At 37.9% G+C, this 13231-nt stretch carries 16 protein-coding genes; 5 read left to right on the forward strand and 11 right to left on the reverse strand.

Going from position 1 to position 13231, the window contains the following annotated elements; genetic code table 11:
- Positions 1-157 precede the first annotated feature (157 nt).
- Positions 158-1591, forward strand: a complete 1434-nt coding sequence (locus JNUCC25_RS19985) for an alanine/glycine:cation symporter family protein (protein WP_454222380.1) — start codon at positions 158-160, stop codon at positions 1589-1591.
- 63 nt (positions 1592-1654) lie between these two features.
- On the opposite strand, the gene JNUCC25_RS19990 is transcribed toward JNUCC25_RS19985, so the two are convergent.
- The gene (locus JNUCC25_RS19990) at positions 1655-2107 is read right to left on the reverse strand and encodes a CBO0543 family protein (RefSeq protein WP_454222382.1); all 453 of its coding nucleotides are present in this window, start codon (positions 2105-2107) and stop codon (positions 1655-1657) included.
- 157 nt (positions 2108-2264) lie between these two features.
- The gene (locus JNUCC25_RS19995; RefSeq protein ID WP_013058670.1) at positions 2265-3230 is read right to left on the reverse strand and encodes a bile acid:sodium symporter family protein; all 966 of its coding nucleotides are present in this window, start codon (positions 3228-3230) and stop codon (positions 2265-2267) included.
- A 290-nt stretch (positions 3231-3520) separates the two neighbouring features.
- Here JNUCC25_RS19995 and JNUCC25_RS20000 point away from each other — a divergent pair, with 290 nt between their 5' ends.
- Positions 3521-4627, forward strand: a complete 1107-nt coding sequence (locus tag JNUCC25_RS20000) for a mechanosensitive ion channel family protein (protein ID WP_013058671.1) — start codon at positions 3521-3523, stop codon at positions 4625-4627.
- A 40-nt stretch (positions 4628-4667) separates the two neighbouring features.
- On the opposite strand, the gene safA is transcribed toward JNUCC25_RS20000, so the two are convergent.
- From safA to JNUCC25_RS20025, 5 genes are all read right to left on the reverse strand, one after another.
- The gene (safA, locus tag JNUCC25_RS20005) at positions 4668-5291 is read right to left on the reverse strand and encodes a SafA/ExsA family spore coat assembly protein (protein WP_078082276.1); all 624 of its coding nucleotides are present in this window, start codon (positions 5289-5291) and stop codon (positions 4668-4670) included.
- A 137-nt stretch (positions 5292-5428) separates the two neighbouring features.
- Positions 5429-6793 (reverse strand): hemolysin family protein, encoded by a 1365-nt coding sequence (locus JNUCC25_RS20010; RefSeq protein WP_028415084.1) that lies wholly within the window; start codon positions 6791-6793, stop codon positions 5429-5431.
- Positions 6794-7405: 612 nt separating this feature from the next.
- Positions 7406-7636 (reverse strand): hypothetical protein, encoded by a 231-nt coding sequence (locus JNUCC25_RS20015; protein ID WP_035439113.1) that lies wholly within the window; start codon positions 7634-7636, stop codon positions 7406-7408.
- A gap of 114 nt (positions 7637-7750) precedes the next feature.
- On the reverse strand, positions 7751-8470 hold the full coding sequence (locus JNUCC25_RS20020; protein WP_013058675.1) for an NAD-dependent protein deacylase: 720 nt from the start codon (positions 8468-8470) through the stop codon (positions 7751-7753).
- A gap of 12 nt (positions 8471-8482) precedes the next feature.
- Complete coding sequence (locus tag JNUCC25_RS20025; RefSeq protein WP_013058676.1) at positions 8483-8881, reverse strand: universal stress protein; 399 nt, start codon at positions 8879-8881, stop codon at positions 8483-8485.
- Positions 8882-9039: 158 nt separating this feature from the next.
- On the opposite strand from JNUCC25_RS20025, the gene JNUCC25_RS20030 reads away from it, so the two are divergent.
- Entirely contained in the window at positions 9040-9183 is a 144-nt protein-coding gene (locus JNUCC25_RS20030; protein ID WP_013058677.1) for a hypothetical protein, read from the forward strand.
- A gap of 26 nt (positions 9184-9209) precedes the next feature.
- On the opposite strand, the gene pfkA is transcribed toward JNUCC25_RS20030, so the two are convergent.
- Positions 9210-10169 carry a 6-phosphofructokinase gene (pfkA, locus tag JNUCC25_RS20035; RefSeq protein ID WP_013058678.1) on the reverse strand — a complete coding sequence of 320 codons (960 nt, stop codon included), beginning with the start codon at positions 10167-10169 and terminating at the stop codon, positions 9210-9212.
- Positions 10170-10514: 345 nt separating this feature from the next.
- On the opposite strand from pfkA, the gene JNUCC25_RS20040 reads away from it, so the two are divergent.
- Both JNUCC25_RS20040 and JNUCC25_RS20045 read left to right on the forward strand, forming a co-directional pair.
- Entirely contained in the window at positions 10515-11192 is a 678-nt protein-coding gene (locus tag JNUCC25_RS20040; RefSeq protein WP_064472059.1) for a C40 family peptidase, read from the forward strand.
- A gap of 138 nt (positions 11193-11330) precedes the next feature.
- Positions 11331-11873 carry a 5' nucleotidase, NT5C type gene (locus tag JNUCC25_RS20045; RefSeq protein ID WP_013058680.1) on the forward strand — a complete coding sequence of 181 codons (543 nt, stop codon included), beginning with the start codon at positions 11331-11333 and terminating at the stop codon, positions 11871-11873.
- Positions 11874-12025: 152 nt separating this feature from the next.
- Here JNUCC25_RS20045 and JNUCC25_RS20050 read toward each other — a convergent pair whose 3' ends face one another.
- The 3 genes from JNUCC25_RS20050 to JNUCC25_RS20060 form a co-directional block, all read right to left on the reverse strand.
- Positions 12026-12151, reverse strand: a complete 126-nt coding sequence (locus JNUCC25_RS20050; protein ID WP_013058681.1) for a hypothetical protein — start codon at positions 12149-12151, stop codon at positions 12026-12028.
- Between the two features lie 445 nt (positions 12152-12596).
- A complete protein-coding gene (locus JNUCC25_RS20055) occupies positions 12597-12722 on the reverse strand; it encodes a hypothetical protein (protein WP_016765283.1) in 126 nt (41 codons plus the stop codon).
- 103 nt (positions 12723-12825) lie between these two features.
- Entirely contained in the window at positions 12826-13230 is a 405-nt protein-coding gene (locus JNUCC25_RS20060) for a secondary thiamine-phosphate synthase enzyme YjbQ (protein ID WP_013058683.1), read from the reverse strand.
- Between the last annotated feature and the right edge of the window lies 1 nt (position 13231).

The following is a 13231-nucleotide window of genomic DNA, read 5'->3' on the forward strand; positions in this document are numbered from 1 at the left end:
TTATATATATATAAGGTTCAGATTTAGCAACAAGATTCGACAAGGATAATGAAGAAAAACAGCGGGGAAATAGGGAGATCTATCTAAATAGAGGGAAAATTCTATAAATTCACGTTTTTTATTATTATTCTACTATAATTCATGAAGAGGTGAAACTATGCAAGAAGTAGTTCAAGGTTTTGTTAGTTCAATCAACGAATTTCTTTGGTCCTACTTACTGATTGCGATGCTGATTGCATTTGGTTTGTTTTTTACATTCAGGTCAAAGTTTTTACAAATTCGGTTATTAAGAGAAATGATTCGTGTATTAAAAGAAGGTGCGGATAGCTCTTCTAAAGACGGAATTTCGCCATTCCAAGCATTTTGTATCAGTATGGCAGCCCGCGTTGGTACGGGGAACATTACAGGTATTGCGATTGCGATCGCTTTAGGGGGACCTGGTGCTGTATTTTGGATGTGGGTGCTTGCCGTTATCGGTTCAGCTTCAGCATTTATCGAAAGTACATTAGCACAAATATACAAAGTAAAAGACAAAGACGGCGGCTTCCGAGGCGGACCGGCTTACTATATGGAAAAAGGTTTAAAGAAGCGCTGGATGGGCGGACTGTTTGCTGTCTTAATCACTTTATCATTCGGCTTAATTTTTAATGCTGTACAATCGAACACGATTACTCTTGCTTTTGAAAATGCGTTCGGAACAAATCGTTTAGTGTTAGGAATTATTATGACAGTGGCTTTCGCTGCCATTATTTTTGGTGGAGTTAAGCGTATTGCAAAAATGTCAGAATATATTGTGGTAGTACTGGCTGTTGCCTACATTGGCGTAGCACTCTTTATTATTATTATGAACATTCAAGAGATGCCTTCTCTTATTGCGTTAATCGTAAAAAATGCATTTGGTTTCGAGCAAATTGCCGGAGGTTCTCTTGGAGCAGCTCTTATGCAAGGAATTAAACGCGGATTATTCTCAAACGAAGCGGGTATGGGTAGCGCGCCAAACGCTGCAGCTGCTGCAACAACAAGCCACCCGGTAAAACAGGGATTGATTCAAGCCTTTGGTGTATTAACGGATACGCTTATTATTTGTAGTAGTACTGCCTTTATCATTTTACTTTCAGGTGCTTACACAAATAAAAATTTAAGCGGTATTGAGTTAACACAGGCTGCTTTAAGCACTCACATTGGTTCTTGGGCAGCAGGCGCTCTTGCGATTATGATTTTCTTATTTGCTTTTAGTACATTAATTGGTAACTACTACTATGGAGAAACAAATATTGAATTCTTGAACACAAATAAAGCTTGGCTGATGACTTATCGTGTTGCTGTACTTGCAATGATTGTGTTCGGTTCTATTTCTCAAATTCAGCTTGTATGGGATTTAGCAGATCTGTTTATGGGCTTTATGGTAGTAGTCAACTTAATCGCAATTCTCCTGCTGTCAAAAGTTGCCTTTGCCGCACTCAAAGATTATCTTGCCCAAAAGAAAGCTGGAAAAGACCCTGTCTTCTATCAAGACAGCATTTCTGGACTTGATAATATTAATGCGTGGGATCATTCAAAAGATAAATCCAGCTCGAAAAAAGCGATCTAACAAAAAAAGCCGTGAATATTCACGGCTTTTTTTATTGTGCATATTTACTTCTTTTTCTTTCTTCTAGTGAAGCAGTCTAAGACTAACCAAATACCTATAGTATAAATAAATCACGCTGTACGGAATCCAGTAGGAAAAAAATGTCCAGCCGAGATTCCACCCGTTTCCGTATATAACTCTTTCCATATGCACATACGCTCCTTCTAAAAATGTTGTAAACAGTGCAATAAGAAAAATAAAAAAATAAGGTTTTCCGATTCGCTGGATTAAAAAAATCATATAGCTGGCCAATACAGGATAGACGCCTAAATTAAAAGGCAGCGCCTCTAATGCTTCATTTTCTAAAGAAGTGCGGAGTTTCCAAAAGCCATAATAACTTCCTAATTCATTGACAATGATTGCTAAAATGCAAAAAGCAGTTCCTACTAAAGGCATTAAACGACGATTTTTAGGATGTAAATAAAGTGTGCCAAAGATCCAAGGTAAAACAAACCCCAGCGCTATATTGATAAGCAAGAATATCCGACCTTTTTCTTTCTAGTATGCCACACCGTTTCTTTTTCTAATCATCTCTTTATCTTGAATGCAGCAAGCGTAAAAGCACCTTATCTCTCATCATTAAAACAGAGTGCTTACTTTATGATTACTGTGGTTCGTCCCTTGCTTCTTCCATTTATTTTAATGAAACAAATTCAGCGTCTTTTTTCTGGTAATAGTTTTGAACTAAACGCCCTGATAAAGCGGCTAATACCTGCTGAAATAACATCCCTAGTACGACGGGTACAGCAACGGGAGCTGGAAAATAAGATACCGCTAATACGGCTCCGGCGCTAATATTTCTCATGCCCCCGCAAAACGTAAGCGTCACAACTTTTGCTCGGTCCCACCTTAGCCATTTACCAATCATCCAGCTAAAGAAATAACCAGCTGAACTCATTAAAAAGACGATCACGATGATAAACAGGAGTTTTTTATCGATATGTTTTAAATAAGGGGCAATCACTCCCCCGTTTACCATGACCATCACACTTAACCCTATTTTTGAAACAGGTGCCAGCTTTGGTCCTAATGTCTGCTTAATTGTTCCTTTTGTATATTGATTTAAGCACATGCCTAACAGAGATGGAAGGACAATCATAAAACATAAATCTTTGACTAGCTTTAGCGCTTCCAAATGCACAGTGTCTCCAACCACCAATAAAAGCGTATAAGGAACGATAAGCGGCGCTAAAAGAGTATCAATTAAAATAATGGACAGCGCAAGAGGAATGCTTCCTTTGTAAATAGAGACCCATATAAAACTAGTCACTCCGGTTGGAATAATCGCTGCTAGTAAAAGGCCCGTGCTTGTAAATACATCATGCGGAAAAATCACCTGGCCAACGCTCCAAGCCCACGCTGGCATAAAAATATGTAAAACAAACAGGGCCATAACGATTGGAAATGGACGGTGTATGGTGGCGTTTAACTGCTGAAAATTTGAGTTTAAACTTCCAGCAAACGTCATTAATGCAAAAAGCCATGGAATTAAAAAGGTATACTGACTCAGTGACGAACCGATAAGCACTCCTATGAGTAAGCTGACCGGCGTAATAAAGGGCATCAATTTTTCTAGCATTCTATTTAATTGACTTAACAAAGCTTCTCCCTCCAACGAACGTTTTAAATAAATAATAAGATAAATTAATGTTTATAATATCACCTATTTATTATACAACTTATTTTCAGACTATTGTCTGTCTCTTTTACTAAAAAGAGATATATTCATAATTATCACTTAAATAGATTTACGGGTATTTTTATGCTATTTTAATAGGGAAGAAGCTTTTAAAAAGCATGAATTTAGGGTACATTACACTCTACATAGAAATGCTTTAATTGACGGATATAAATGAACTGTAGCACAGTTTTGGTAACTAGGAGGATTGTATGGATTTTTTGAAGTCTCTGTCATCTTTAGATGATTGGAAAAAAATCGTGATTGCGATTGGGATCTTTCTGATCTTTTTAATTCTTCGCAAGCTGTTCACGACTTATTTGTTTAAGTTTATTATTGGTTTTGTCAAAAATAAAAAAATCAATTTAATTACGAGCGTTTTAGAAGCTTTTGAAAAGCCGCTGCGCTGGATTTTTGTGATTATTGGTTTCAAGCTTGCTCTTCCCTATCTTCCCTTTGATGTTTTAACAGCCGACACGGAAAGACATTTAGTTCGTTCAGCTTCTGTTGGCCTTGCAGGATGGGGCTTGTATAATTTAGCTGCTTCTACCAATTTATTTTTTGCAACGTTTGCCAAAAGCTTTGATATCCAAGTGGATCGAATCATTATTCCTTTTATTGAAAAGTTCATCCGCATCGTTGTTGTTATGCTTTCTATATCCATCATCGCAGAAGAATGGGGTTTTAACGTAAACGGCTTTGTAGCGGGGCTTGGGTTAGGTGGTCTTGCTTTTGCCCTAGCCGCAAAAGACACTGTTAGTAATTTATTCGGCGGAATTGTGATTATTACCGAAAAGCCTTTTACTATTGGAGATTGGATTAAAACACCGAGTGTTGAAGGCGTTGTAGAAGATATTACGTTTCGAAGCACCAAAGTTCGAACGTTCGCTCAAGCAGTCGTAACGGTTCCAAATGCTACTCTTTCTAATGAGCCTATTATCAACTGGGCTAAGATGGGAAAACGTCAAATTGCCTTTCATTTAAACTTGAATTATAATACACCAAAAGAAAAGTTAGAAACCGTAGTGACAAGAATTAAAAAGATGCTGACGGAGCACGAAGAAATTCACAATGAAACGATTCTTGTAAATTTTGACGGCTTCTATGAATCTAGTCTAAATATCTATCTGTATTTCTTTACAAATACAACCGTTTTTGCTGATTATTTAGATGTAAAAGAAAATATAAACTTCGAAATTATGGATATTCTTGAAGAAGAAGGCGTAGAATTTGCTTTCCCTACGCGCACACTCATCGTTGAGCAGGACGGAAAGCTTTCTGGCAATCCAAAAGAATTTCTAGAAAGTGCTCGAAGCTAAAAAAAGCTGACTACTAAGTCAGCTTTTTTTCCTTTCTTTTTTAGTTTGAAATGAACATTTGAGTCCAGTAATGGCCGTAGCTTCCACCTTTAGCGTAACCTACTCCGATTTCGGTAAATTGACTCGATAGTATGTTTTTACGGTGACCTTCGCTATTCATCCATGCGTTAACCACTTCTTTTGGAGTTGCTTGTCCAGCAGCGATATTTTCACCTGCTGTACTGTATGTAATACCAAAGTTTTTCATCATGTCGAACGGACTTCCATATGTAGGCGATGTATGACTAAAATAATTTTTATCAATCATATCCTGCGATTTATAGCGCGCAACGCGAGCTACTTCCCAATTAGACTTTAAAGGCTTAAGTCCTACTTTAGCACGTTCTTGATTCACTAGCTGAACCACTTGCTCTTCGTATGAACTTCCTGCTTTATCGGTTGGAATAGTAATTTTCTGTCCCGGATAGATCGAATTAGGATTTTTAATAGCAGAATTCGCTTCAATCAGCTCGGAAACGCCAACCTGATATTTTACTGCTATTTTCCACATCGTATCTCCCGATTGAACGGTATGTACGGTTGCTGCTTGCGCAGTGTTATTAAGACCAAAAGCTAGAGTGACAGACAACAGTGTTACTAATAAAAGTTTTGATAGAGTTTTCATACTTTTATTAAAGCAAATTGATTTCAAGATTCATAGCGGTAATATTATCCCTTAGTTCCATCATATGACTTTATCATCTTCTCAGCACGCTTTTTTCATAAGAAAGGCGCACTGCTCTTTTGCAATGCGCCTTTTTGTTACGAAGATAAAGCCTGTGACTGGTTCATGTCCGACACATTAACCGCTTCATCCGTGCTTTGATGCACCTGACGTTTTTTGATCACATCAATATATTGAATGTGATGGCCTTCCATTTTCGTAACGGTAAAGTCATACTGATCAAAGCTAAGGCTTTCTCCTTGCTTGACGTCATATTTTTCCGTCAAGACCCAGCCTCCAATTGTATCAACATCCGTATCATCAATTGTTGTGCCAAGCAGCTCGTTAAGCTCACTTACTAATAACTTTCCATCTACAATATAATGATCGGGTTTGACTTTCTGAATTAATGGAAGTTCATCCGCATCAAATTCATCACGAATTTCACCGACAATTTCCTCTAAAATATCCTCTACTGTTACAATCCCTGCTGTTCCACCGTATTCATCAATTAAAATAGCCATATGGATGCGTTCACGCTGCATCTTAAGCAATAAATCATGAATAGGAATCGATTCAATTACTTCAATAACAGGACGGATATACTGTTTTAAATCTATTTTTTCCTTGCTGTTGTTCATGACAATCTCGGTTAAAATCTCTTTCATATTGACCATTCCAATAATATGATCTTTATCTCCATCGATGACCGGATAGCGGGTAAACCGCTCTTCTTGGACCATCTCAAGGATGTATTCGACTGTATCTTCCTGGTCAATCGAAACGACTTCCGTACGCGGCACCATAATCTCCTTGGCAACGCGATCATCAAAGTCAAAAATTTTACTTACATATTTAAACTCCGATTGATTGATTTCACCGCTTTTATAGCTTTCTGATAACAAGATGCGAAGCTCTTCTTCACTGTGTGCAAGCTCATTTTCTGAAGCAGGCTTTAGACCAAATAACCCTGTTATTAAACGAGAAGAACTGTTTAATAGCCAAATGAAAGGATAGGTTACTTTATAAAAGAGTATAAGCGGACGAACAAATAATAAAGTGACTTTCTCTGCTTTTTGAATTGCAAATGTTTTCGGAGCAAGCTCTCCGACCACAACGTTTATAAATGTAACAACCGCAAAAGAAATCGCAACAGATAGTACTTTTGTTAAAGCTCCGCTTATCCCTAGTTGATCAAGTAATGGTGAGAGGAGATGCGAAAGTGTAGGCTCTCCTAACCAACCAATTCCCAGCGCAGTAATCGTAATACCAAGCTGACACGCAGATAAGTATTCATCTAAATTTGAAATAACTTGCTTCGCAGCTTTTGCATTGCTGCTCCCTTCTGCTATAAGCTGATCCACTTTGGAACTCCTCACGCGAATAATCGCAAACTCGGTAGCAACGAAAAAAGCAGTTAATGCAATCAGTACCGCTAGTAAAATCAAGTTAAATATGTCCAATCAAGTTCCTTAGCTCGTTTAAAAACGAGTAAGGACTCACCTCCTAAAAAATAAAAAATTTGGATAAAGAACTCTATCCCTGTACTGATCACTTGGAAAAGTGCATATAAGGAGGAATCACATGATAAATGTATAAACATTTTTATATGGAGCAAAACTGCCAGTCTTTCTTCCTTATCTCACGTTTCACTCGTTAGTGTAGCAGGTCATTCTTTATTCAGCTGTTCTAGATGTGAAGCAATGGCTCACATCGCTTCATTTCATGATGTTGCTTCAGCGCTGATTCTCTCTTCCATTCATTTATAAAAAATTTAGTAGTTTACAATCTTTATAAAGTTAAAGTCTGTTAACGTCTTAAAAGAGCGATTATGTGATAAAGAGCGATATGCGTGAAGCAAATGTAGGTTTATATAATACTGTATTGTACGCTTTGACACTGGTGCATATAATGCTACTTCGCCAACGTGGTACACTGCCCCATCCAATCACCTCTATTTCCGTATATCTAAAAAGAATAAGGAATAATTATCCTATTTCTTTTTAAACTTATTGACTTTATTTTAAATGTTAAAAACTTTGCAGTCAAACGTTTTAGTTAGTCTCCTGCCCTTGCTATTTACTGGTGCGGCGATTTTTAGCAGGTAAATAAAAGCTTGCTGCTACACAAAAAAAACCAAGGACAAAACAGATAATGGGGAGTTTCACACCTATCGCTTCAGCATAATAAGTGAGACTCCTTCCGTGAATAGGGACAAGATTCATTTCAAAAATCAAAGTCAAAACAGCTGTCACTTTGAGTGCAATACCAACAATGAAGAGACAAACTCTCAAGCCTACACTCATATGCGAAAACATCCCTTCTATCCATTAGCGAATGGATGATGTACTACACCATATGATACATCCCTACACTTTATCACTAAATGCTAAAAAAGCGCTATGTCCATGCATAGACGCTTATAAATTTGCGACCACTTGTCCAATGGAATCATAGATAACCAAATCAAACAAATAATCGTAATGCGTAGGTTCTTTATTAATCATCACCATGTTTGTACGATTGTACCGGCTCACAAGCAGCGGAATCTGATTAATCGGTGCTACTTCAAGCGATGAACCAAGCACGATGAATAAATCAGATGACAGCGCTGCTGTAACTGCTTCATCGAACTGATGAATGGCATCTCCAAAGAGAACAACATTTGGCTTTAAAAGGCGCTCACACGCTGTACATTGTGGGAGAGCCGACTGATTTAAATACGCTAAGCCATACTCTTCTTTACAGCTTGGACAATGAGCTCTCTTAATAGATCCATGAATCTCAAAAACGTTCGTGCTTCCTGCATCTTGGTGCAAGCCATCAATATTTTGCGTAATCACATGCACGGTTTTGGCTTCTTCTAGTTCAGCAATAAAGCGATGGCCCGTATTTGCTTTATACTGATGCAGCATTTTAATATGAAAAATCTCTTTAAACAGCGGCCAAAACTCATGAGGATACTGTTCATAGAAGTCAGCAGCTACTATGTCCACAAAGCTTTTGTTTTGGCGATATAAGCCATTTTGAGAGCGAAAGTCCGGTATGCCTGACTCTGTGCTCATTCCTGCTCCCGTAAAAAAACAAATGTGTTTAGCATCATCAATGAGCTGTTTTAATTCTTTGTACTGTTTTGACATTGCATTTCTCTCCTATTTAACAATTAGCACAGGAATCGTTACTTGCTGTGCAATTTTAGAACTCACGCTTCCAAGCAGCATGCCTTTTACAGGATTTAACCCTCTGCTTCCTATTACTACAAGGTCAAATGAATTTTGATTAGCAAATTGAATCACTGTTTTAGCCGCGTCTCCATGCATAAACGTAATCTCATACTCCACGTTTCCTTGCTTTAAAATTTCATCTGTTGTATGTATCCGACTTTCCCGTTCCTCGTCGCGGCTAAGTGATTTTAATCTTGAATCACCCTCTACTGCATAAATAACTTGAATAAAACTGTTTTCCGTCAGCTGAGCCAGCTGAACGGCTTTTTCTGTTGCTTTAGCTGCATGCTCTGAGCCATCTGAGGCAAGTAAAATTCGTTTAAACATCACGCTTCCTCTCCTCTTTTGTAAAATGGTCTTCTCTCTTTACTATATCACTCGCTGTTCAAATGTAATCATTTTTTTAATTATTTCTATAATTTTTAAAATTATTTGTCTACTTTTATGATAAACTGAAAGAAAACGTGTACAGAGGGGATGGAACGATGTTTGGTTTTGAATTAATTTGCACTTTTTGCAAAGGGCTCGGAAAGCTAGCCGTTATTCCTGGTATCGGTTACATGAAAACATGCAAACACTGCGAAGGGACAGGGATGCAATCAAAAAAAGACGAAACTCCTTCAATATAAGAAGTTTCGCCTCAGCAACACTGTGATTAGATTGAAAGCTCTTTAGATAAACGGTACATATCAGCATTGATATGGTGAGGTTCACCTAAAATTTCCATAATATCATAATCTACAATTTCATTTTTACGGATACCGATTGCACGGCCGCCTTTACCTTCTAGCAGAAGCTCGACTGCACGACCGCCGAAACGGCTTCCTAGCACACGATCTTGAGCAGTTGGGGAACCACCGCGCTGAATGTGTCCTAATACTGTTACACGCGTTTCAATACCTGCAGCTTCATGAAGCTGCTTCGCCACTTCATTACCATTGGCTACACCTTCAGCTACTACAATAATGCTGTGCTTTTTACCGCGCTCTTGGCCTTTTCTCAAACGATCAACCATTTCTTGGAACTCATCTTTTGCTTCTGGGATAAGGATTGTTTCCGCACCGCCAGCAAGACCTGACCAAAGAGCAATGTCTCCTGCATTACGACCCATAACTTCAATAATAAACGTACGTTCATGAGAAGTCGCCGTGTCACGGATTTTATCAATTGCATCGATAACCGTATGAAGAGCCGTATCAAATCCTAATGTAAAATCTGTTCCTGGAATGTCGTTATCAATTGTTCCTGGGATACCGATACAAGGGAAACCAAGCTCTGTTAGTTTTACAGCTCCCATATATGATCCGTCTCCACCAATAACTACTAAGCCTTCAATACCGTGCTTCTTAAGGTTTTCAATACCTTTTAAACGCCCTTCTTCTGTTTTGAATTCTGGACATCTTGCAGAATAAAGCATAGTTCCACCGCGTTGAATGATGTCACCAACATCTCCAACTTCTAGCTTTTTAATATTTCCTTCTATTAACCCTTGATATCCTTGATAGATACCGTAAACTTCCATACCTTCATGAATTGCTTTACGCACAACAGCACGAACCGCAGGATTCATACCTGGAGAATCTCCGCCGCTTGTTAATACACCTATTCTTTTCATTACTTTCACCTCATCAAAGTCACATACATGACTACTATATTATAGTTCTACATTTTACCCGAGTTCGAACTTTTTGTGTAGTAATTCACAACATATTTCTTTGTTAAATTTTAAATGTACATACTTTTTCATATCTTTTAGTTATTTACCGTCAAATATTCAAAGTTTTTCTAGCAATATTGCACATCTAAAGAACCCTTTTAGTTACAGCTTTTATAAGACTATATTCACCTTTATATTTCATTTTTTTCATATATGTAATGAAATTGTAACGTAGAACACTGTCGAAAGATGATATGATGAATTTACTCAAATCAGGAAAAATTTTCAGGGGGTACTAGTTTTATGAAAAAAGTAATAGCAGCTCTTACGCTTGCTGGCGTTATTGTTTCTACTAGCCCGATTGTCAGCCAAGCGGCTCTAGGCGACCAAACGCTTCGCCAAGGCATGAATCATCAAGATGTTAAACAACTACAACAAACGTTGAAAAATAAAGGTTATTTTAAAGGGAATACGACTACATACTTTGGGACTGTTACAACTTCTGCTGTAAAATCATTTCAGCGCAAAAATGGACTAGCAGCAGATGGTATTGTTGGAAAAGGAACGTATGCTAAACTAGGCGTTTCAGCAAAGGGTAAATATTCTTCTAGCTCAGCGCGCTATAACCCTAACGCAGTGATTAACAAAGGAAAACAGTATATGGGCGTTCGATATCGCTGGGGTGGAACAACGCCAAGCGGCTTTGACTGCAGCGGTTTTATTGGCTATGCGTTCAAACATGGCGGCGGGGTTCAACTTCCTCGAACAGTAGCTCAAATTTATCAAAAAGGAACGCGCGTCTCAAGTCCAAAAGCTGGAGATATTGTGTTCTTTCAAACCTATACAAAAGGGCCTTCTCATGCAGGAATTTATTTAGGAAATAACCAGTTTCTTCACTGCTCTTCATCTAAAGGTGTGAGCATCTCTTCTCTGAAAGAGAGCTATTGGAGCAAACGCTATTTAGGTGCTAAAAGAATGTAGTTTCTATAAAAGGGCAAGCTGTGCGATTTTGATGCGGCTTGCTCTTTTTCTGCATGTAAAAGATTTGGTATAGTAGAAGCAGCACATTACATTGCAAAACCAAGCGTGTAGATGAATACTGTAAAGGAAGTTGAATAAATGCACACCCTTTTAATTGACATGGATTCTGTCATTTGTGATCTTATGACGGATTGGCATAACCAATATAACAAAGATTATTGCGACAGCTTATCGGTTGAAAAGTTAAAATGCTGGGAATCAGAAAAGTATGTAAAGCCGGAATGCGGCACAAAAATTTATGACTACCTCGATCAGCCGGGACTTTTTTTACATTTAAAACCTCTGCCCCATGCTGTTGAGGTTCTTAAACGACTTTATGAAAGGTTTGCCATTTTAATTGTCACAAGCAGCCGTACCTATGCTTATACAGAAAAAGAGCAGTGGGTTGAAAAACACCTTCCGTTTATCGGAAAATACAATATCGTGTTTACACACCAAAAAGATAAAATATACGGAGACTTGCTATTTGATGATGCACCGCATAATTTGAAGGCTTTTCAAGCTACAGGTCGCCATGCTGTTGCCATGAGCTACCCGTATAACGAAGAAGTAAAGGTCCCTCGCGTGGACGATTGGCTTCAGTTTGAACAGTACGTAAATACTTATTTCAACGAATGTTGAGCTAAAAAAAACACGTGGACTTTGTCATCAGAGAATGAATGCAGTTCGTTTGTTAGCACAGCTATAAGCATAAAAAAACCGCCCAAAAGGCGGTTTTTGACGGATAGCCCCCTAAGGGCTATCCTCTTTTTATTTAAAAAAGATATAGTTTTTTAGTACTTATCAGCTGATGAAAAAAAGTCCATAATGGCATGGATAATTTCAACGGACTGAAAAGAGAACAATGATATGGCTGTTAATGAAAAGAAACCAATCATGGCCATACGTACAAGTAACATAGACTAATCGCCTCCCTGTTTTGAACTAAATGAACGCACCCAAAACAATTCGCTATCTGTCTTTGTTTGTACGACGTTTTCGCCAAGCAAAGGCAGCTCATTCACTGCGTGTAACAATAACAATGAATCTTCATCTTTATCTTAAAGACTAAGCGTATAGTTAGTATATCAAATGAAACTTTTTCTTCAAGGCTGTACTAGCGGTAAAAAAGGAAATAGTATGAAACGATGCGTTTTATCTTTATTTCATACAATTCAGTACCCTAATATTTATTATATTAAACCTTTCAAGAAAATTGCTACTATTATATCTTTTTTATAAAAAAATATTGAGACATAGCTACATGCAGTAAACCTGCGTTCACCATCACAATGAAAAAATCCGAACGATTCATCGTTCGGATCCTCTTTCAACTGAAATACTTTTGTTCCGGCCTTCCCCATTTTATCGACACGTACTGTAATACTCATTGACAATGTCTAAAATGGTTGGGTATTCTTCCACCCATGTAAAATTTGTTTTTTCATTTTCTTTTTTTACTGTTTCTTGTTCTGCACCTATCTTTTCCATTGTTCAATCTCTCCCTTTAACTGTTATATAACATTTATATTAAATTAACTTTGTTTTATAACAATTTTCAGAAAAAAGTTGGACAATGACGTATGAAAAAAAGTTATTGTGCCGATAAAATTTTCACATAATACGTACGAGTCCTCGGTCCATCAAACTCACAAAAATAAATTCCTTGCCACGTTCCTAGCAGCAGCTGCCCATCGTGAACGATTATATGCTGAGAGGAGCCGACCGTGCTCGCTTTGAGGTGCGCCGCCGTATTTCCTTCCATATGAAGATCTAACTTATGTTCCCAAGGATATACTTCATCGAAGCGTCGGATCATATCGGTTTTTACATCCGGATCCGCATTTTCATTAATTGTTATACCAGCGGTTGTATGAGGACAGTAAACAACTACCGCCCCTTCTTTTAACCCTTCTGTTCTTAGTACTGCCTGCACCTGACTCGTAACGTCAATCATTTCGTCACGCTTATTCGTTTTTAACGTAAATGAATGTAGCATA

The sequence above is a fragment of the Priestia sp. JNUCC 25 genome, from assembly GCF_053667915.1.